19 protein-coding genes and 7 tRNA genes are annotated in these 21,721 nt (G+C 38.3%); 5 read left to right on the forward strand and 21 right to left on the reverse strand.

Features of this window, described 5'->3' with window-relative positions:
- Positions 1-177 precede the first annotated feature (177 nt).
- The 17 genes from BUB87_RS06740 to BUB87_RS06820 form a co-directional block, all read right to left on the reverse strand.
- Complete coding sequence (locus BUB87_RS06740) at positions 178-1,065, reverse strand: aminotransferase class III-fold pyridoxal phosphate-dependent enzyme (protein ID WP_084110987.1); 888 nt, start codon at positions 1,063-1,065, stop codon at positions 178-180.
- 178 nt (positions 1,066-1,243) lie between these two features.
- Positions 1,244-2,464, reverse strand: a complete 1,221-nt coding sequence (locus BUB87_RS06745) for a PucR family transcriptional regulator (protein ID WP_073343193.1) — start codon at positions 2,462-2,464, stop codon at positions 1,244-1,246.
- A gap of 57 nt (positions 2,465-2,521) precedes the next feature.
- Positions 2,522-3,634 carry an iron-containing alcohol dehydrogenase family protein gene (locus tag BUB87_RS06750; RefSeq protein WP_073343196.1) on the reverse strand — a complete coding sequence of 371 codons (1,113 nt, stop codon included), beginning with the start codon at positions 3,632-3,634 and terminating at the stop codon, positions 2,522-2,524.
- Between the two features lie 356 nt (positions 3,635-3,990).
- A tRNA-Gln gene (locus BUB87_RS06755) sits at positions 3,991-4,062 on the reverse strand.
- Positions 4,063-4,082: 20 nt separating this feature from the next.
- A tRNA-Arg gene (locus tag BUB87_RS06760) sits at positions 4,083-4,156 on the reverse strand.
- Between the two features lie 39 nt (positions 4,157-4,195).
- Positions 4,196-4,269 (reverse strand) — tRNA-Gly (locus BUB87_RS06765).
- A gap of 8 nt (positions 4,270-4,277) precedes the next feature.
- A tRNA-Leu gene (locus BUB87_RS06770) sits at positions 4,278-4,361 on the reverse strand.
- 14 nt (positions 4,362-4,375) lie between these two features.
- Positions 4,376-4,449: transfer RNA gene (locus BUB87_RS06775), tRNA-His, on the reverse strand.
- Positions 4,450-4,456: 7 nt separating this feature from the next.
- Positions 4,457-4,530, reverse strand: a tRNA-Arg gene (locus BUB87_RS06780).
- 5 nt (positions 4,531-4,535) lie between these two features.
- A tRNA-Gly gene (locus BUB87_RS06785) sits at positions 4,536-4,606 on the reverse strand.
- A gap of 183 nt (positions 4,607-4,789) precedes the next feature.
- The gene (locus BUB87_RS06790) at positions 4,790-5,302 is read right to left on the reverse strand and encodes a hypothetical protein (RefSeq protein ID WP_073343199.1); all 513 of its coding nucleotides are present in this window, start codon (positions 5,300-5,302) and stop codon (positions 4,790-4,792) included.
- Positions 5,303-5,317: 15 nt separating this feature from the next.
- Positions 5,318-5,965 carry a J domain-containing protein gene (locus BUB87_RS14970; RefSeq protein WP_073343201.1) on the reverse strand — a complete coding sequence of 216 codons (648 nt, stop codon included), beginning with the start codon at positions 5,963-5,965 and terminating at the stop codon, positions 5,318-5,320.
- Positions 5,935-6,831, reverse strand: a complete 897-nt coding sequence (locus BUB87_RS06800; protein WP_073343205.1) for a DUF5685 family protein — start codon at positions 6,829-6,831, stop codon at positions 5,935-5,937. Before BUB87_RS06800 ends, BUB87_RS14970 begins: the two co-directional genes overlap by 31 nt.
- Before the next feature lies 1 nt (position 6,832).
- Complete coding sequence (locus BUB87_RS06805; protein WP_073343208.1) at positions 6,833-7,315, reverse strand: metallophosphoesterase; 483 nt, start codon at positions 7,313-7,315, stop codon at positions 6,833-6,835.
- Positions 7,312-7,911, reverse strand: a complete 600-nt coding sequence (locus BUB87_RS06810; RefSeq protein WP_234945984.1) for an XTP/dITP diphosphatase — start codon at positions 7,909-7,911, stop codon at positions 7,312-7,314. Before BUB87_RS06810 ends, BUB87_RS06805 begins: the two co-directional genes overlap by 4 nt.
- A complete protein-coding gene (rph, locus tag BUB87_RS06815; protein WP_073343340.1) occupies positions 7,847-8,656 on the reverse strand; it encodes a ribonuclease PH in 810 nt (269 codons plus the stop codon). The genes BUB87_RS06810 and rph overlap by 65 nt, the downstream gene beginning before the upstream one ends.
- A 73-nt stretch (positions 8,657-8,729) precedes the next feature.
- Positions 8,730-10,487 (reverse strand): N-acetylmuramoyl-L-alanine amidase family protein, encoded by a 1,758-nt coding sequence (locus BUB87_RS06820; RefSeq protein WP_159432374.1) that lies wholly within the window; start codon positions 10,485-10,487, stop codon positions 8,730-8,732.
- 225 nt (positions 10,488-10,712) lie between these two features.
- Between BUB87_RS06820 and BUB87_RS06825 the strand changes: the two genes are divergently transcribed.
- From BUB87_RS06825 to BUB87_RS06835, 3 genes are all read left to right on the forward strand, one after another.
- Complete coding sequence (locus BUB87_RS06825) at positions 10,713-10,904, forward strand: hypothetical protein (RefSeq protein WP_073343215.1); 192 nt, start codon at positions 10,713-10,715, stop codon at positions 10,902-10,904.
- Between the two features lie 89 nt (positions 10,905-10,993).
- On the forward strand, positions 10,994-11,584 hold the full coding sequence (locus tag BUB87_RS06830) for a thioredoxin family protein (protein ID WP_073343218.1): 591 nt from the start codon (positions 10,994-10,996) through the stop codon (positions 11,582-11,584).
- A 24-nt stretch (positions 11,585-11,608) separates the two neighbouring features.
- Positions 11,609-11,890: a co-chaperone GroES family protein gene (locus BUB87_RS06835; protein ID WP_073343221.1), complete on the forward strand. Its 282-nt coding sequence runs from the start codon at positions 11,609-11,611 to the stop codon at positions 11,888-11,890.
- A gap of 23 nt (positions 11,891-11,913) precedes the next feature.
- On the opposite strand, the gene BUB87_RS06840 is transcribed toward BUB87_RS06835, so the two are convergent.
- The 4 genes from BUB87_RS06840 to BUB87_RS06855 form a co-directional block, all read right to left on the reverse strand.
- Complete coding sequence (locus BUB87_RS06840) at positions 11,914-13,065, reverse strand: MFS transporter (RefSeq protein ID WP_073343223.1); 1,152 nt, start codon at positions 13,063-13,065, stop codon at positions 11,914-11,916.
- Between the two features lie 161 nt (positions 13,066-13,226).
- Entirely contained in the window at positions 13,227-13,871 is a 645-nt protein-coding gene (locus BUB87_RS06845) for a corrinoid protein (protein WP_073343226.1), read from the reverse strand.
- A 32-nt stretch (positions 13,872-13,903) separates the two neighbouring features.
- Positions 13,904-15,142, reverse strand: coding sequence for an AraC family transcriptional regulator (locus BUB87_RS06850; protein WP_073343229.1), 1,239 nt, complete (start codon positions 15,140-15,142; stop codon positions 13,904-13,906).
- Positions 15,143-15,154: 12 nt separating this feature from the next.
- The gene (locus BUB87_RS06855) at positions 15,155-17,650 is read right to left on the reverse strand and encodes an ASKHA domain-containing protein (RefSeq protein ID WP_073343232.1); all 2,496 of its coding nucleotides are present in this window, start codon (positions 17,648-17,650) and stop codon (positions 15,155-15,157) included.
- A 467-nt stretch (positions 17,651-18,117) separates the two neighbouring features.
- Between BUB87_RS06855 and BUB87_RS06860 the strand changes: the two genes are divergently transcribed.
- Both BUB87_RS06860 and BUB87_RS06865 read left to right on the forward strand, forming a co-directional pair.
- Complete coding sequence (locus BUB87_RS06860; protein WP_073343235.1) at positions 18,118-19,863, forward strand: ABC transporter ATP-binding protein; 1,746 nt, start codon at positions 18,118-18,120, stop codon at positions 19,861-19,863.
- A gap of 1 nt (position 19,864) precedes the next feature.
- Positions 19,865-21,652: an ABC transporter ATP-binding protein gene (locus BUB87_RS06865; RefSeq protein ID WP_073343238.1), complete on the forward strand. Its 1,788-nt coding sequence runs from the start codon at positions 19,865-19,867 to the stop codon at positions 21,650-21,652.
- Positions 21,653-21,721 lie beyond the last annotated feature (69 nt).

Genomic DNA, 21,721 nt, shown 5'->3' on the forward strand with positions numbered 1-21,721 from the left:
TTTTATCAGGATTTAATTCAAATTGTATAACCCTTTGTTTAAAATCAGGGTTGTTTTTCTTTAGTTTCACTTTTTCACCCCCTCGTCTTTCGCTTTTTTAAGCTTATTTTTTTCATACATATAGTATATACCAATGCAAACTACAATTAAATAGCTGGATTTCATCTCTCTAATAAATTAGAGAGGATTCCCGCCGGTTTTTCCTAAAGGAGCATAACCACAAGTTATTCCCTTAGCAAAAGTAATCATATCAGGCTTTACATTCCAGTTATTGATTGCAAAATATTCACCTGTTCTTCCCCAACCCACCATTACCTCGTCGCAGATCATCATTATTCCAAACTCATCACAAATTTTTCTTACCCCTTCTAAATAACCCTTAGGCGGTATTATTACTCCATTGCTCCCCGTCACTGTTTCCAGAACTATTGCTGCAATGCTGCTTGGATCTTCGTAAATTATCTGTTCTCTCAATTTATCTACATAGTACCTGGACGCCTCTTCTTCGCTGGAAAAATCAATTCCAGATCTATAAAGATATGGATCAAAAAACTTTACATAACCCACCAACCCCGGCTCACAAGCAAATCTCCTGGGCTCTCCAGTGATATTTCCCGCTCCCATGGTCGAACCATGATAGGATCTGTACCTTGAAAACACCTTATATCTCCCCGTATACATCCTCGCCATCTTTACAGCATTTTCATTGGCATCTGCGCCACCAAGGGTAAAAAATACTTTTCCCATATTATCTGGTGCTATTTCTACTATTCTCCTGGCGAGTTCAGACCTTACATCTACGGCGTAACTTGGGGCTATATAAGCTAATCTTTCTGCTTGAGCCTTTATAGCCTCAATAACTTTTTTGTTTCCATGGCCTATATTGGAATTTACAAGCTGTGAAGACATATCAAAATACCTTTTGCCATCGGCATCCCAGAAATATATCCCCTCTGCCTTAGTTATCACCAATGGATCCAGATTTCCATTGGCTGACCAAGAATGAAGATTGTATTTCCTGTCATAATCTTTAATTTGTTCCTTTGTCAATTCATAAGCTCTCATAATTTCAGCCCTCCTATTATAAATAATGGCGCTAATTTGAGAGAAAACCTCAAAATTAGCGCCATCGCTATGTGGAACTACACTGTTCTCTACGCTTTTCTAATTTTGTTTCAATTATAGCATTATATATTCATATTGTCTTCCTACAAAAAGTATTAACATTTCTTTCTCTTTTCCTCTAATTCGCCGAATCCAAAAACTTGCCTATCATCAACGCCACCTTTAAATTAAACCTATTGTCACCATCGGAAAGGTCTACTTTAAGTATCTCCTCAATCCTCTGCAATCTGTAATTTAACGTACTCCTGTGTATAAACAACTCCCCTGCGGTCTTAACCATATTGCCATTCTCCCGCAAAAACACCTCCAGCGTGTTTAACAATCCCGTTCCGTTTCTTTCGTCATAATCCCTTAGCGGCCCCAGTATATCATCATAAAACGCCTTTAATTCTCCATGGTCCTGTACTTCAAAGAGCAATCTAAACAAACCCATTTCATTGTAATGGGAAACCGCATCTTTGCCCATTACTCTATTTACAAATTTTATAGCCCTTTCAGCTTCCTTTAAACTTTTGCCCATTTCTTTTAAATCTCTATAGCATCTACCTATACCTACACTGACAGTTAAAGGAGCTAACTCGTGCGCTACACGCTGTCTTATATCTTCTGCAACATTTTTTATCATATATTTATCTTTCGTGGTTTTACATGGCCATATAAATATAACAGAATCCCGCATTAACATAGAAAGAACCTTTTTACCGTATTTTTCAAAAATGTTAAGTATTATTTGATGAAGATGTGATTTTATCTCTACGATATTTTTTTCGTCTCTTATATTTTCCCTTTTTAAATATTCTCCAAACCCGTCTATATCCACAATGCAGGCACAATGGGGACAATTGAGATTATAACCGTAATACTCCGCCTCTTTTAATATAACCTCTGTAGATTTAAAATTGCCAAACAGTATATTATTTAGCAGTTCACTTACAGACTTTTCCTCTGCCTGTTTTTTTATAATATAATTACAGATAGACTGGGTTACATCCACCAATTTTATTTCCCATGGGAGCTCGAAAACCGGGAAATCGAGAGAATCTGCAAAATCTCTTACTTCATGGGGTATATGGCTTATATACGGTCCTACCTTGATAACCAGCCCTGCCAGGTTTTTTTCATTTAAATCCTTTATCAACTGTAACCACAACCACACATCTTCTCTTATGCTCATCCCCGTTGTAAACAGTAATTCTCCTCCATGAACCCATTGGGTAATTTTCGGCACATCGGATACATGTACCCACCTTAAAATCCTATCCAGTCCACCCATTCCCGCGACGATCTTCATATCCTTTAAAGCAGGCAACGCCAGTATATCCCTGCATCTAATACTCATAATATTTGCCCCCTATAAAAGCAGAAAACCAAAAACCCCACCCTTTTAAAGCTTTGATCATATCCACATCAAACTGCTCTTATAAATCTTAAAGAGATCCTCCTGTGTAACAACTTTTTTATTGTTAGCGATATTGGGAGCTTGTATGGCAATTGATGCGTAATGAGCCATCTCGCTCTCAGATATATCCGGTCTTTTGTCAACCCTTTGGAGAAGGCCACTTACAATGCTCCGCAATTCCTCAATATCTCCTATATTAAGTAAACTCAAAATGTGCTCTACCTTATCCCCATCGGTTTCGCAGTTGAACTTAAGGTAATCTGCTAAAAGCATACCGTTAGCCCTGCCGTGAGGTATGTCCTTGTAGTAAGTTAAAGAATAGCCCATGGCGTGAACTATAGAGGTACCGGTATGTGCTATCAACATCCCGCCTAACAGCGATGAATTTAATAATACCTCTCTTGTTTTCAGGTCCAGCTGGCCATCCATAACACTTTTGTAATTTTTGCTAAGCCCTTTAAGGCCTTTTTCCACCATCCAAAAGTAAAAGTCACTGTATTTCACCGATAAATATCCCTCAATTAGATGGGATAGTGCGTCAAGCATGGTATCTACAGTGACACTATATGGAAGGTTTATGGTGTATCTGGCATCGAGATAAGCCACCTGAGGGAAAATATACGGGCTTACAAAATTCTTTTTAGAGCCTATCCTGTCGTATGTCAATATAGAATAGGGAGTAACCTCACTTCCCGTGCCGGCCGTAGTGGGAACAGCTATAATTGGCAAGGGTTTATTTTTAAACGCATTGCTAAAAAGTTCTTCGGCATCCATCATGGGATTTGCAGCTAATACAGCAATGGCCTTTGAGGCATCCAGAGGCGACCCGCCTCCTATACCGATTACAAAATCTACATCCGCTCTCCTTGCTACGTCAGCGCCTTCCGACACATTTTCCAGATCTGGATTAGACCTCACTCTGTCAAAGATCTCGTATTTTATCCCGTGGCTCTCCAGTGCTGATATCACATCGTCAAGGGATCCATTATTTCTGGAACTCTTTCCTGTGACGATAAGGGCTTTATGACCTATAGTCATATAATTGCTGTTCTCTTTTATACAATTTTCTCCAAAAATAATCCTGGTAGGTATAAAATAATTATATTTCATACTGGTCACTCCTTTTGTTTTATAATTATAAAAATAAAAGGCGCTATTATAAATAATAGCACCTTTGCTATGTTATAAAAATTATATCAAATCCTAAATGCTTATGACAAGTCTCCCGCTCCAAAATATGGATCGTTATATTATTTTTATTTTTGTATAGATATTATTTTGCTTTTAATGCGCCAAAAATAAAAGAGATAATCATAAAAAAGCCGGAGTATATCGTTTCCAGATGCAAAATTAAAAACCTCCGATATAACACATCAGAGGTCTGCGGTTTCACAAATTCTGATTAACCTCTCCTGAACTACCCCTCACCACAATAGACGAAATCCCCATTTAAACATATAAAATAGCTGGGATGGCAGGATTCGAACCTACGAATGCCAGAGTCAAAGTCTGGTGCCTTACCGCTTGGCTACATCCCAATCTTTTTATCTCTTCCATGTGCGCCCTGTAGGATTCGAACCTACGACCTCCAGATTCGAAGTCTGTCACTCTATCCAACTGAGCTAAGGGCGCCCATTTTCTTATATCGTATATTTTAGTTTATAATAAAAGAGCGGACAACGAGGTTCGAACTCGCGACCTCCACCTTGGCAAGGTGGCGCTCTAGCCAGCTGAGCTATGTCCGCATAAACAGTGCGGAAGAAGGGACTTGAACCCCCATGGCCTTGCGGCCACTAGAACCTGAATCTAGCGCGTCTGCCAATTCCGCCACTTCCGCATACTTTATAACAGGGTGGATAGTGGGACTTGAACCCACGGCCTCCAGAGCCACAATCTGGCGCTCTAGCCAACTGAACTATATCCACCATAGAGTGCGCCTAGAGAGAGTCGAACTCCCGACACACGGATTAGAAGTCCGTTGCTCTATCCAACTGAGCTATAGGCGCATGGGAGCGGGTGAAGGGAATCGAACCCTCGCGACCAGCTTGGAAGGCTGGGGCTCTACCATTGAGCTACACCCGCATCACAATAATTAACTATATCACTTTTTATTTTCTCTGTCAACTGTATCTTATTATATCCAGCTGACGAATTATAGTATACTAAATAAAATGATGTTTGTCAATATTTTTTTACCGTTTTATGTTGCTATTCTGTTGGTTGCCAACAATGAAAAATAAATTTAAATACGGTCTAAAAAGTTTTTCATATTTTCCCTTTAATATGTTTATAATAATATGAGATAAAAGCCGTAAGCGCATAGTCATAGACTATAAACGCAGCTAAAAGGAATAGATAAACAATCCACCATGCATAGTGAAATACGTTATTATAAATATTCCCGGCAAATGCGGTTGCTAAATAGTAAAGTATTAATAAGTCACAATTAAAAAACAACAGCTTTAATATGTACTGTATATAGAGATTTTTAATAACACCCTCAATATAAGCTTTAAGTATTCCATAAAGCCCAAAGAACAACGCGTATAAAGTCACAATGGATTTATTTTGTGCAAAATATAATGCCAATAAAAAGGTTGTACCTAAAGATAACCATCCGGCTTTTATCCCTACTTCAATAATAATTACTGCCAGAATAATAGAACATATCATAAGCAAAAACAATCGACTTGTTGGCAGTATAGATGCTAGATAAAGTATTATTAAAATCGATGCCGAAAGAATTCCTCCTATTGCTATATTTCTGGTATTTGACACAACACTCCCTCCATATCAAAAGCAAGAACACATATCCCCACCTATGCATTCACAACACGTGTCACAAGCCCACAGCGTGCACAGAGCGCGGCAACAATCGTCTTCGCGACCTATAGTATTGTACACATTCCGTTGGTAATTACTTCTCATACTCATCATATTATTTAATGCTTCTCTATATTCGGGGTTTCCCGGTTCCATATCTACGGCCATCCTGAAGCAGCTGTAGGCATCTCCATAACGGCCTAAATAATAGTTGACATAGCCATAAAGATAATACCATCGAGCGTTTCTATCCCTTATACTCTGCAGTATGCTCTCGGCTCTATAAAAATCCTTCCGGTTTATAGCATCAATAACCATTGAAAATCTATCATTTTCACCACTGCTGTATGAATTACTGTAAGATGATCTACCATATGAATCATTCCCGCTGTATCTTTGTTCATAATGCATATTATTTTGAGTAGTACCGGTACGGCCTTCCATAATCATATTGTATGCTTCATTGATTTCTTTTAGTTTTTCCTCAGCCAGTTCTTTTAATGGATTATCTCCATACTGATCAGGATGATACTTTTTTACCAATTCCCTATATGCCTTTTTTACTTCATCAATAGAAGCTCCTTCCCTTAATCCCAATACTTCATATGGGCTCCGCATTTCTTCTTATCCCCTTTCAAAACCATCTCTGCCTCTTTGTATAACCCTAAATAAATCACATTATCTACTATGCCTTTATTTTTCTTTAACTTTAACCTGCCATAGCACTGGCTTATGACACTCAATGTAAATGTCAAGTTAAACTCTACCCAGTCTAAAACTCGTTCTTTAAATTCATCAATTGGCTCACCACTATATTCAAATTGCAAAAGAAGAGGATTATAACTGTCTTTTTCTATATCCCGTTGAATATCATCAAAAGCATCAATAATGTATATAAACCTACCTATGTGATATGCCATTTCAGCTATATTTGCCAGTTCCTCATCCGATAGCTTTAAATCCGGGTATAAAAAAATATCCTTTAAAATACGTGCAAAAGGTTCAGCCACTACATCAACGCTCCTGCATCTATCCCGTTCCAATTTGTTCAATTCCTCAATATGCTTTCTAATGTCGCTCTCTTTATCAGGAAATTTTTCCTTTGCCTTTTTAAATATTTTATAAAAAAGTGTTGATGCTGTAAAGCCAAAGACAGACTTATCATCTCTTTTAGCATCTATAAACTTATAATAGGTGAGTATCGTGCTCATATCCGCAGCATAAGTAAGAAATGGGTTGTCCCTTAAAACAGGCCTTTTCTTTATTGGGCTTATAATACATCCTTCTTTGCTTATGACAATTTCTTCATCCGATAATGCTGACAGCAGGATTGCTAGGAAGGTAAACTCATAATTCAACGTAAACCTGCTTATCTGACCATAATTACGTCCTAACTCCTTACAAAGGCCACAATAATAAGCAGTAAAAACCTGGTATTCTTTTATCTTCATTTCAGGCTTATAAGGTTTTATATAGCCAAACATATCAATTCTCCAATACAATCATTCCATAATCAATCTTCTTCTCGTCGATAAATACAATCGCACATGTTCTTTGAACGCCACACCTTGGCATAGATACACTACCAGGATTAATTATGTGTACATTACCCAAACGCTCCATCATCGGACAATGGGTATGGCCAAACAAAGCTACTTCTGCTCCCAATTCCTTTGCTCTCTCATACAATTCCATATACCCAATTTTAACATTGTATCTATGCCCATGAGTCATAAAAACTTTTCTTCCACATATCTCCAATAGCTTTTCACTGGCATCGCCGTATCCAAAATCGCAATTTCCCATTACATATTCAAATTTTATATTCGGAAAGATCTTGGCCAGCTTTACAGCATCGGTAAAATTATCACCCAGATGCAAGACCATGTCCACAGGACCCATTTGCTCTATAGCCTTTTGTGCTAATACAATTGCCCTATGGGTATCACTTATTACACCGATTCTCATAACATCACATCCAACTTTTTTATATATTTTTTCATCTGCTCTAATGCTTTAGCCCTGTGACTTATGCGATTTTTAACCATATCATCCAGCTCCGCGAAAGTCATGTTATACTCGGGAACATAAAATACTGGATCATAACCAAATCCGTTACTGCCCCTCATCTCATGGGCTATTTTCCCATCACATACCCCTCTTGTTATAATAGCAGTACCATCAGCTAAGACAAACGCGATAGCGCATACAAATCGGGCATTTCTTTGATCTTCGGGTGCCGATTCCATCTCACGAAGCAACTTCATTATATTTTCCTGATCTGTAGCGCTATCTCCTGCATATCTGGCTGTATATACACCCGGCGCTCCTTTAAGGTAATCCACTTCCAGTCCCGAATCATCAGCAATACACGGAAGACCTGTGGCCTTGTGGTACGTATAGGCCTTTTTAAGCGCATTTTCTTCAAAGGTCTTGCCATCTTCAATCACATCTATATCTATGTCCAGGTCTGTAAGATCCATTAGTTCGAGATCCATGTCACTCATAATTTTTTTCATTTCTATTGCTTTGCCTTGATTTTTTGTCACCAGCAATACTTTCATTATTTTTCACCCCTATCTTATCCGCTATATCTCCAAGGCATTCCTTCTGTTTGTCTATCAATTGCATAATACCTTTTTCAGCCAGAACCAGCAGGTCTAACAAATCTCCTTGAGAAAAAGGACTATCCTCACCAGTCCCTTGTACCTCAACAAATTCCCCTTTATCCGTCATAACCACATTCATGTCCACCTTGGCCGATGCATCTTCTTGATAACATAAGTCCAACAACTGTTCACCGTTGACAATACCTACACTTACTGCCGCTACATAGCTGGTAAGTGGTATGTGATCGATCATATTTTTTTTTACCATTTTGTCAAAAGCCTCTGCGAGGGCTACGAAAGAACCTGTTATCGATGCCGTTCTGGTACCGCCATCAGCCTGTATCACGTCGCAGTCAATCCATATAGTCCTCTCTCCCAGCGCGTCCAAGTCCACCACCGACCTCAATGCTCTTCCAATCAACCTCTGAATTTCCTGTGTCCTGCCGCTAATCCTTCCTTTTGAGATTTCCCTTGCATTTCTCACTTCGGTAGCCCTGGGAATCATAGCATATTCGCTGGTAATCCAGCCTTTATTCTTCCCTTTTAAAAAAAGCGGGACTTTATCCTCAATCGTAGCTGTGCATATAACTTTTGTATTACCCATTTCTATTAAAACAGACCCTTCGGGATGTATAAGATAACTTCTAGTGATTTTTACTTCTCTTAACTGGTCTGCTAATCTCTTATCACGCCTCATCAGACGATTTACCCCTTTCAAATCCATATGCAAATATTATAGCATAATATTTTCTATAAAAAAAATAGGCATAAGCCTATTGATTTAAAAATTTAACTATCCCATTGTATATTCCCTGCGCAAACTTGAGTTGATAGTCATCAGAAGCCAATTTTTTTGCATCATCAGGATTGCTTATAAAAGCTGTCTCTACTAAAATTGAAGGCATATTAGTACTATTTAACACAACCAACTTTGGCCTTTCAACAAGTCCTCTATCCACCGTATCCACCTGCTTCATCAACTCATCGTGTACCACTTGAGCCAATTTCTTATTGTTAAAATAAAGTATCTCCGTACCCTTAGCAGAAGGATTTGAAAAAGAGTTAGCATGTATGCTGACAAAAACGTCAGCTTTAAGTTGATTAGCCAACGCAGGCCTATCATACAATCCTACATAACTATCATCAGTCCTCGTCATCACCACATTATATCCTGCTTGAGCCAATAGAGATTGAAGCTTCTTAGCTATCTGCAACACCACATCGGCTTCACGTAGATTATTACCTGTAGCACCAGGATCTGAACCACCATGTCCGGCATCAATCACAATGATCTTTTTGGAATTATCTATCGGTGTCAAAGATAATACTATAAAGCCATCCTGTTTCAATACTTGATAGGACGCATTTTTATTTAGATAAACAACCACTCGAACCGTATCCTGTGAATACTGACTGGCTTTTATAGTGTCTACTACGTCATCCTTTACATCTATGGTGCTGGCAAAATTGCCTAATTTCGCGCCATATAAATCCACATACACCCTTGTAGGATTGTCCAACTTATCTACTTTATAATCAGACGCGTTTGTAGCTATGGCAACATTGGCTGTATCTCCTGTGACTGTGTATTTAAGAGCATTCACCAAATATTGATTTGAAGATGGCTGCTGATCCTGCTGAGGTGGATTCATAGGATTGGGATTCTGCTTAGATGTATCAGAAGACCCCGGATCCTGTTGTGATGGGTTTGCAGGTTGTCCTGATGGAGGGTTGTCCTCTTTTAATTTATTGAACACCACCGATAGCACTTTTTTATCATCAGTAGTAGCTATTTCGTAAGGAACTAATTTATCAAACTCCACAACAACTCGAACCTTGTTGGGGTTTAAGCTAAACTGAGAATATCGTATCTGTTTTATCCCGTTGCTATTTATATTTATGTTGTTGGGTGAATCCAAAACAGCATTTTCCAGATCTAACACTAATCTGTCAGGCGATGGCAAATTGAATTTGTCAAAAGTTATTGTGCCGTCGGTCTGAACCAGTAGTTTGCCATCATTATATCGTATATCCTTTACCCTAACTACCTGTTGCTCCCTGTCAGTAATATAAACAGACCAGTTGTCCCACCTGACATTTTTATCAAATGCCTCTGCTAAAAACCTTATAGGTACATATGTATATCCACCGTTTATCAATTTAACAGTTGCATCTAGCTGTACTGGTTTATCATCTATATAAGCAGTATTTTTATTATAATACAAAACGATGTTCTTTCCGTTGTAATTTATAGATACCTTACTTTTGTCATAGCCTGTAACTTTTGCTCCAAACTGCTCTGCGACGTATCTGATATGTACAAACACGCGACTATTTAATAATAAAGGTTCAATAGTAGGAGTTTTTTTAACACCATTTATGTAAATATTTATCTGAGGATAATTATATGAAATCAGCTGTCCATCAACACTATATTGTTTTGCTCCAGCATATGCCGTGCTGTACATCAGAACAAATAGAACGGTTAAAATAAATAGATGCCCCAATTTATTCCTCATCTGTTCCTTCAACCCCCTCCTTTTCTCTTCCTATCCTGTTTCCACATTTACATAAGACAAGTTCCCGGGATTACTGCTTCCAAAGTCAAAAACAACTTTTCAGGTTCTCTGAATAAATTTTATAACATTTATTTTTATTTTATATCTCTTTTATTACACAAATATTTCAGATTTGTTACATTACCATTACTTATAGTTTTACGTACAATGGACATATTAAAACAGGAGGGACTTATAATGACAAATATAAATTGTACAGAAAACTGCATATATCAGGTTGAGGGCAAATGCACTTTAAACCACATAGGGCCGAGCAATTCTATAAATAATCCTACAAATTGTGCGTATTTTCTTGAGAAAAAAAAGACAACGACAAATCAAGGGCAAAATTTAACCCATCTAATATATGATCCCGATCAAAAAATATAGCTATTGATTTTTTAAAACAGATATGATAATATTGACTTACACCCCCTCTATATGGGGGTAGTAAATCTTGCGTTGAAGGTGATCTTATTATGATTGAACAGATCCAGGATTTAAAGCATTTTGAAGAGATTAAAAATAGTCAAAAAGACTACTTCTTATTGATATTTTATACAGATACATCCCAGAAAAGCATAGAAGCGCTTAAAAATCTCGAAGAGTTTAAGTCAAAAAATCCTGATGTTTCTGTATACGCAGTAAACGCGTCAAAAGTAAAAGATATCCATCCATTGTATAACATAAATGCAGTTCCGGCCGTCCTTCTGTTTAAAAAAGGTAAACCTGTTGATCAAGTCTATGGCGTACAAAGCAGCGATTTTTATGAAAGATTTACAGCTCAAATGCCTTCGAAAAATGCAGCAAGCAAAGACAACCAGAACAGAAAACTTCACAGGGTAATTGTATACACCTCTACGACATGTCCGTGGTGTGCAGCTGCCAAGGCATATCTTTCAAAAAATCATATCCCATATACAGAAATCAATGTTTCAGAAAATCCATCAGCAGCCGACGAATTGGTGAGAAAAACCGGCCACACAGGAGTTCCCCAGATCGATATCGATGGCACATTTGTAATAGGCTTTGATAAAGCTAAAATAAATAGACTTTTAGGTATAAATTAAAAATGAGAAAGGGAGGAATGCAGTATGAAAAAAATACAACCTATAAATAATTACGCACTCATCAAATTAAACAGCGAAGCAGAAAGAAACATTGGTGGTATCATAATTCCAAAAACAGCTCAAGATAACATTACGCAAGGTGAAATAGCAGCGTTATCTGCTGGTTCTACTGATGAATTAGCCGTAGGTGATAAGGTCATATACAAAGATATTTCTGGAACCAAAATATCTCATGAAGGGATAGATTATTTACTTATACCTGTATCTGATATAATCGCAAAGTTCGTTGAAGTTGATGAAATATAGTTCGGTAATGCCGAACTATATTTTTAACTTTGATCACTTAATCCTGCTTTCTCTCTAACAAAAATTAACAACAAAAATAGTGCGATTATTACCAATGCTGAAAAATATCTGTACATGATCTGTATGCCAAAGATATCATAAAGTCTACCACCCAAAAGATTTCCTGCTATGCTTGAAAAACTATAAGCTATGAGATTAAACAAGGTTTGTGCTGTCGTCTTGAGGTTTTCAGGAGCATGTTCGTTAACAAATGTGACAGCAGCCGCATAAAATGGTGCAAAATCTAAACCACTTAGCGACTGAACTATTAAAACGGCATAAGGATTCCTTAACACACTATACAAAAATATCCTGATAGCAAACACTGCCATAGCAAATGCTAATAACTTTTTAGAACCAAATTTTTCTAGCAAAACAGAAGAGTATATAAAAACCGGCAATTCGCACAAAGCTGCGATAAACCACGCTAACCCTATAAGGCCTTCGGGAGCTTTTATGGTATTCATATAAATTCCAAAAAAAGCCTCGGATATAACCACCGCCAATTGGCTTATAAAAACAATTCCCAGAAATATCATCAAATTATCGTTGCACAGTAACCCGCTTACATGCCCTTTTCCCCTATTTACATTAGCTCTTTGAACTTCTGGCATCTTAAATGAGTAAACGAATGTTATCAACATAAAAGCAGCATATGCATAAAACATATTGCTTATTCCTGCAATCTGTAGAAAATATCCTATTATCAATGTAGAAAAAGCATAACCTATTGAACCCCAAACCCTAAACTTCCCGTAATCATTACTATTTTCGCTCAAATATGTAAGTGTACTGCTGTCCAGTATCGGATTTATGGCACTTGAAAAAAAGTTAACAACAATAGCTATAACAATCATGGAATAAAAATTACGTGTAAGCAAGTAACTTAAATTTAAAATTGCAGATAAAAAAACAGCAATAAGTAATGCTTTTTTCCTGGCATTATAGCGATCACATATAAGTCCCCAAAAAGGTTGTGAAAATAGCATGACAATTGGACTCATAGAGCCAATTATACCTATTTCTGTACCGCTGAAACCGATTTTTTTTAGATACAGATTAAAAAATGGCGCTACGGCTCCCATGGCCAAAAAAATAAAAAAATATTGCAGCTTAAAAATCACGCTTTTACGCATAATATACCCCCGCATATGCATGCCAAGATTTATTTAAATGCTATCATATTTACAAAAAACGCACAAGGTTTACTTAAAGTTATTTTTTACCAGGCTATGTATGTGCAAAAAGGGTACAGTATATACTGTACCCCTATACATATTTATTGATGGCCTTATCATCAGCTGGCTTTGTTGAGTACAAATTCTCTTGCCATTTCAGCTGCTGATGCCGCATCTCTGGCATATCCATCTGCGCCGATTTCATCGGCATAATTCTGAGTAACAGGAGCTCCGCCGATCATAACCTTTACTTTATCCCTGATACCTGCCTCTTCTAAAGCAGCTATAACATTCTTCATGCCAGGCATCGTAGTTGTAAGCAGGGCAGATAATGCCACTATATCGGCATCATTTTCTTTAGCGGCATTTACAAATTTCTCAGGTGACACATCAACGCCTAGATCAATCACTTCAAGGCCCGCACCCTGCATCATCATTTTTACCAGGTTCTTACCTATATCGTGCAGGTCACCTTTAACCGTCCCTATAACCACTTTGCCAATAGGTTTTACCCCAGAAGCAGTGAGAAGTGGCTTTAATATATCCATGCCTGCCTGCATAGCCCTAGCTGCAATCAACACTTCAGGTACATAGATCTCGTTGTTTTTAAACTTAACACCTACAATGTTCATTCCATCAATAAGTCCATTGTTTAAAATATCCTTTGGCGATATGCCATCATCTAAGGCCTTTTGAACCAACTCTTTTACTTTTTTGGCATTTCCCACCTGTAATGCCTCTGAAATTTCCTTCAAAATTTCCATAAAACAAATCCCCCTCAATAAATTTAGTTTTTTTATATATTTCCCCAGCTCATTTTTCTAAATTGACCTGGGGATATTCCCTCATACTTTTTGAATACCCTGGTAAAATAACTCTGATCCTGAAATCCTACCATTAGTGCTACGTCGAGAATATTTAGATCCAACCGTACCAGGTATTTTTTACTTTCTTCTACCCTTAATTTGTTGAGATAGTCGGTATAGCTCATTCCCACTTCTTCTTTAAACAACTTTGAAAAGTAATTAGGACTTAAGTGCACATACCTGGCAACCTCTTCAAGAGTCAGATCCCTTTTATAATTCTTTTTTATATAATCAATAGCTTCATAAATCGTCGTATTTTTAGACTGACCGATATTATATATACTCTCTGTAAACCTATCCAGCACTTTTACAAGCCAGTAGCAGAGCTCATCAACATCAGATATGGCACCAACGTCTTGAAGATATTTTAAATTAAGGCCAAAAATCATCTCCAGGTCAGCACCACCTTCTACCGCTGCCCTTGACAGAATCACAACTAACTCTAAAACTCGGGCTTTCATGTATTCAAAATTGCCACCACTTTTAAAAAATATATGACCTAGCAGTTCATTTAATATGGCTTTCGCCGCAATCTTTTCGCCTGATTTTACCAGTCTTACCAGTTCCCTTTCTTTTTCAAAGGGGTAATAGGAAAATGTGTTTTCATCCTTTATCTCCTGTATTTCTTCGGCAATTCTGGCCTGTGCCTCATAAAATTCCCTTTTAGCTTTTAACTGAAGCATCTCTTCAGAACTTATGTGTTCTGACACCATAAGCAAAAGTTCTGATAGATAGCGTATGCGCTCTGGTATAACTACAGGTATATTTTTAAGAGATTGCCTTAACAAATCAAGCTGCTGGCTAGTTAAATCATACTTTTTTACCATATCATCCAACATGATGTCATCAGGTTGAATCATCAATACAGGTCCCGCCACTAAAATGGCAACCATCACCTTATTAATCACCACAGGCGCAGACCAGTGTACAAGACCACTAGGGCAGCAGAAAATATACGATTCTCCAAAGTTTTCGGCTCTATAACCTGACTCCACATGTATTCTTCTGCAATACTCATCACCTACAAATTTCTTAAAATAGCGGCAGAATTCATAGCTGTTATTAGTCTGGTACAGTACATCTCCCACAGGATTTATCGCGTATGCGTCTACGCCGGTTGAATTTCTGTACACGTCTATACTCTTCTGCAACACTTCCCTGGATATCATAGGAAACAGCTCCTAGAAATACATCTCATTCATAAATTCCATTTGAAATACAGGCATAGCAGAAAGTTCTACATATTTTACCTCATTTCTTATCTTTGCCGCCAATTCAAGGTAATCATCTGAAAGCAAAGCCATCTTGGCCCCGACTCCCGCTCCATTTCCTATCTGAACGATTCTATCTTTTAGTATCTTGGGAATGAGTCCAATGTTTACAGCACTTTCTATTCTTATATAGTTACCAAAACCTCCTGCAAAATAGACCTTCTGTATATCTTCAGCTTGAATACCCAGCTCCTTTATCAGGATGTTTACACCAGCTGCTATAGCACCCTTTGCTAACTGAAGTTCCCTTATATCCTTCTGGGTCAACACAATTCCCGTTGAATCATCAAGCACAAATGCGACCTGACCGTTATATTCCACCAACCTCTTTAAAAGCCGGGGTTCCAATAGACCTTTCAGCTCTTCAGCTCTGTGCATCTTGCCTGTCTCATCAATTATTCCTTTTCTAATGAGCTCAGAAACGGCATCCACGATGCCCGAACCACAAATCCCTATAGGTCTTTTGTCGCCTATGGTTTTATAAATACTATCGCTATCAAGATCTACATAGCTTATAGCGCCTGCAATACCTCCTGTTCCAAAAGTTATCTTAGCACCCTCAAAAGCAGGGCCTGCAGCCGCAGAGCAAGATATCATCTTATCTTTATTGCCCAACACTATCTCTCCATTGGTACCAATATCCAAAAGTAAGCTTATCTCTTCGCTCTCATACATGCCGCTTGCTATAATCGCTGCAATGGTATCTGCACCTATGTACCCAGATACCATGGGCAACATCACCACATAACCCTCAGGGTTTATTTTTATCTCCATTTCACTGGCTTTAAACTCTAATTCTTTGGTATATGCAGGTATATAAGGAGCGTTGGCGATATTGCCGCAGGGTATCCCTGCAAACATGTGCATCATGGTAGTGTTACCTACCACCACAATTTCATATATGTCATTGCTGTTTATGCCATTGTTTTGGCAAAAGTAAGACACGATGTCGTTCAACTCTTCTATTATTAAATCGTGAAGCTCACCTAATCCCCTTTGATTCATAATCGTATGGTTTATCCTCGTTATTACATCAGCTCCATAGCGTTTTTGAGGATTGAGAGCCGAATAGACGTCCAATTGTCTGCCTGTCTTTAAATCCAGAAAATACGCAGCAATTGTCGTCGTTCCTATATCCACTGCAATACCGTAAAGGTCTTCACGATCTCTTGACACCAAATCTAAAAGCTCGCCATTTCTTACTACCGCATTTACATTAAACGCGTTTTGTCTCAAGACATCGGGTAATTTGTATATAACGTTATGCCCTACCTTTACGCTTCCAATGTTATCTTCCAGCCTTTTAAGATCATCCCTTTGATCATCCAGTCCTGGCTCTTCCAGTGAAACATTGATTTTTTTTACTCTGGGTTTTAGCACAATTCCCTTTTCTTTACCTGAAGATAATACTACCGCATCCCTATCTATTTCTGGCACCAGGACTTCCATATCCTCATCAATGAGAACAGCACATGCCAATCTATAACCTTTTTGAGCTTCTTCTTTGGATATAAAACCTTTTTCAATCTGTGTTAACCTATCAAATGGTTTTACAGGATGTACAATAACCCTGCACTTGCCACACGTTCCATGGCCGTTACAAGAATTCTCCACAGGAACCTTGTGTTCAGCCAGGACATCCCAAAGGCGCTGATTCCGCTTCACTTCTACCATCAGCCTATTGCCACCATTTATTATGTTCACATTATAACTTTGTTTCGCCCTCGGCATAACCCTGAACGCGCAATTATCCAGCTCACAATCGATGCAATCATGGTCCACTCTAGACACGGGAATACCTTTACCCATTCCATAAACCACGGATAGAGATTTAATGGGCTTCATCATAAAGTTCTCAGATAATTCTACCCCTATAGAGCTGCCATCGAGTATGCTAAATATGACCTCTTGATCCTTTATGTCCCAGTCATTGTGCCCCGGACTCAATCTATGTGTTATTCCAATACCTTCATTTTTAGCCGTATTCACTAACTGAAGCCAGAATTTTCTGTTAAGGCTACCCAATGCTGCGGCACCTATAGCATCGTAAACCATTCCCTTGAAATAATCCCCTAAACTGAAATGTTTATCGCACAGTTCATCAATATCCGGGCCTATAGTGGTTATAGCTATGATCAGCGAATCAGCTCCTTTTATATTTCTTATGAGATAGTCACCTTTAAATTGATACTTTCCATCGACCAAGACAACCTTTTCTCGTTCATTTACTTCAAAAGGCAGCCTCTCATAGACTACCATAGGTTTTATAAGCGACATGGAATGAGATATGGCTTCATCCACTTCTTTTAATATATCCTGTGGTATACTGCTAATCTCTTTATATCCCATATTTTTGAGGACGATGCTTTTATTTATAAGGACTTCTATATTTTTTTCAATCGGCATACGAAAACTTCATCTCCCCTATATCATAGTACCAGACAAGCGTAAACATATCTTTTAATTTGCTATTATTTTTTTTAATTTTATATGGTATACTTTACAAAATCTTCGACAAAATAATGTGAAATCCTCTTGCACATCAGATAAAATCATGGTAGTATCTTTATATAGATTATATCATAAAACAAGGAGGTCGCAAAATGAGATATACAAATGCAAAAACCTTAAGTACAAGAGATGTATTTATATATGCAGAAAGCGTTATGATCTTTGACAACATTTCATATTGCAGTAAAAGCACCAACACCATTTTGCGGCCCGTATGCTGTGGTTTTCGTAAGAGGCCATTTCGTACTTAAAAACTATACTATAACTTATTAAAGACAGTGAAAAAAGCCACGGGAACGCATAGATGGATGTATTTCCGTGGCTTTTTTATGTCTAATCAAACGTCAAAGGGGGTTTATTCTATGTCATCATACAAGAGAATTCTGTCACATTTATACAAACAGCGATACCTGGCGTTGCTGCCTGTATTATCCATAGCCTTAACTGTTGGCCTCGACCTTTATAATCCATATTTTTCTAGAATTCTTATAGACAAGGTTATCATAGGAAAACAGACCAAACTTCTGACCGGTATACTCATAACGCTTATATCTATAAACGCCATAAGGGGTATACTGATGTATCTAAGGTCTTATTACCTAGAGATGGTGTCTGAAAATACCGTACTCGACTTAAAATACGATTTGTTCAGGCATATCCAATCCATGCCTTTCAAATTCTTTGACGACATGGAAACAGGTGAGTTGATGTCCAGGATGACCAATGACATTGACAACATCAAAGCTGTCATCGCTTATGGAGCCAGCATATTTATAGAGTGCATTGTGTACCTGATATCCGCGACTATCTTGCTGTTGAATATAAGCGTAAAGCTTACACTATTATCTATTGTGGCGTTGCCCTTTGTAGCGTACCTGGCATTTCGCTTTGAAAAACTTATAGACAGAATATACGGCAAGATAAGCGATCAGGCAGCCAAGCTCAACTCTACTGCTGAGCAGAACATCGCGGGTATGAGGGTCGTCCACGCTTTTGGCAGGTGGAATTACGAAAGAGAAAAGTTCCGAAAAGAAAATAAATCTTTTCTGGACTTGAATATAGAGGAAACAGAAATATGGGCTAAATATATACCTATGATGGACTTTTTAAGCGGTTTAAGCGTCATAATCATGTTATACGTAGGTGGCCTTATGGTCATAAAAAAGACCATAACCATAGGGGAATTGGTGGCTTTTAACGGCTATATCTGGATGCTTATATGGCCCGTTAGAAACATGGGATGGCTTGTCAATATGATGGCTCAAGCCAAAGCATCTGCCGGCAAGATAATGTCTATATTCAACGCAAAGCCTGAAGTTGCAGATGCCAAAGATTCTATTGCTGTAGAGAATATACGGGGACACGTGGTCTTCAAAGACGTCTCTTACAAAAGAGAAGGCCAAACCATACTTGAAAAGATAAATATCGATGCAAAGCCCGGCTCAAAAATCGCCATAATGGGTACTACAGGTTCAGGAAAAACTTCCATAGTAAACCTCATAGGCAGGTATTACGAACTAACTTCAGGTGAGATAACCATTGACGGCATAAACATAAAAGACATGAGCCTTCGCAACTTAAGAAGCTGCATTGGTATAGTTATGCAAGATACATTTCTCTTTTCTGATACCATCGCTGCAAATATCGCTTTCGGTAAGCCTGATGCTACCATGGAAGAAATCATAAAAGCCGCAAAAATAGCCAGAGCCCACGACTTTATTATGAGCATGCCTGAGGGCTATGATACCGTGGTCGGTGAGAGAGGGGTAGGTCTGTCAGGAGGACAAAAGCAGAGGATAGCCATTGCCAGAGCAATCCTCAAAGATCCTAAGATTTTGATACTGGACGACGCCACATCCGCTGTGGATATGCATACCGAAAAAGAGATCATTGAAGCACTGAGCAATGTAATGAAAGGTCGTACCACCTTTATAATCGCCCATAGAGTGTCATCAGTCAAAGATGCCGATGAGATTATCATGCTAGAAAATGGTAGAATTGTAGAGCGCGGCAATCATAGAGAACTTATTGATAAAAAGGGCAAGTATTTCTCTCTTTATACCCAGCAATACAAGGTATTCGAATTTATCGACGAGGAGGCAATATAAAATGGCAAAAAGCAAATTGCTAGATGATGAGGTACTGGAAAAACCTTTTAACAAGAACACCTTTTTGAGGATAGCGGGATATTTAAAACCTCATATAAAAGCCATCGCGCTGATCCTGACCCTCATTGGCATAACATCAGTCATAGGGCTTTTAAACCCATACCTCATGAAACAATCTATTGACAACTATATATCTAGAGGAGATATAAAAGGCCTAACGGTGCTTGTGTTGGTGTTCCTAACCTTGAATATCATCTCCATGATATGCTCAAGGTACAGGATAAGTATTATGTCAAAGGTGGCCAAAAATATCTTATATCAAATACGACAGGATTTGTTTTCCCACCTTCAAGAGCTTTCCATAGATTTCTTTGAGAGCAGGCCAATAGGTAAAATCCTCTCAAGGGTTATAGGCGATGTAAATTCGCTAAATGACGTCATTATAAACACAATCACCAGTATCGTACCTGACTCTATAACACTGATTGCCATCATCATAATCCTTTTTAAGCTCCATGCCCGCCTGGCAATCATAGGCCTCATTATCTTGCCATTCCTCGCCGTAAGTCTTTTTACTATCCAGGTCGTATCAAGGAAGAGATGGCAGCAGGTCAGGAAAAAATTTTCAACAGCCAATGCCTATATTCATGAGACTTTTGCAGGAGCAAAAGTCGTAAAAGCTTTTGTCATGGAAGATGACACCTGCAATACCTTCTTAGACCTTTCAAAGGACATAAGAAGGGTTTGGTTAAACGCCATAAGGATAAACAACGCGCTATGGCCGGTAATTGACGCTTCATGGGGTATAAGTATGGCTCTCGTCTACTGGTACGGAATAAAGCTATTAAATACTGGCGGAATTACCATTGGGCTCCTGGTTGCCTTTACAGGGTATATCGGTATGCTCTGGCAGCCCATAATAAACTTGAGCAATTTTTATAATTCCCTTATATCAGCTATGGCTGGAGCTGAGCGCATTTTTGAAATCATGGATATAAAGCCTGCCATCATAGAAAAACCAGATGCCGTTGAAATAAGTGAGATAAAAGGTGAAGTAGAATTTAGAAATGTAACCTTCAGTTACGACAAGGAGAGAGATGTACTTAAAAATGTAAGCTTTAAGGTAGAACCGGGTGAGACCATCGCTCTGGTAGGCCCTACAGGAGCCGGTAAAACCACCATAATAAATCTTATCGCCCGCTTTTATGACGCTACCGAAGGAAAGGTATTAATAGATGGGCGAGATATCAGGGATATAAAACTGAAATCCTTAAGATCCAAGATGGGAATAATGTTGCAAGATACGTATCTTTTTAATGGTACCATCGCTGATAATATAAGGTATGGAAAATTAGACGCCACTATGGATGAAATAGTAAACGCCGCAAAATTGGTCGGAGCCCATGATTTCATAATAAACATGGAAAAAGGTTATGACACGGAAATCAAAGAAATGGGCAACAGGCTATCAGTAGGACAGCGCCAGCTCATAGCCCTGGCCAGAACCATAATAGCCGATCCCCATATTCTCATACTGGATGAAGCTACATCCAGTATAGATACCCATACCGAGATAATGCTGCAAAAAGCGCTAGAAAAAGTCATGGAAAATCGTACATCTTTCGTAATAGCCCACAGGCTTTCAACCATAAGAAACGCTGACAGAATATTTGTAGTAGACGATGGTAGAATCATAGAAATGGGATCTCACAGCGAACTCATAAATCTTAAAGGACTTTATTACAATCTGTATAAGTCGCAGCATGAAGCCATGGAAAAGATCTCTTGATATATGTAAGCACACTACCTGGCCACATGTCTTGACTTATATAAATCAATGGTATACAATGAAAAATAT

The sequence above is a fragment of the Caldanaerobius fijiensis DSM 17918 genome, assembly GCF_900129075.1.
GTDB lineage: Bacteria > Bacillota > Thermoanaerobacteria > Thermoanaerobacterales > Caldanaerobiaceae > Caldanaerobius > Caldanaerobius fijiensis.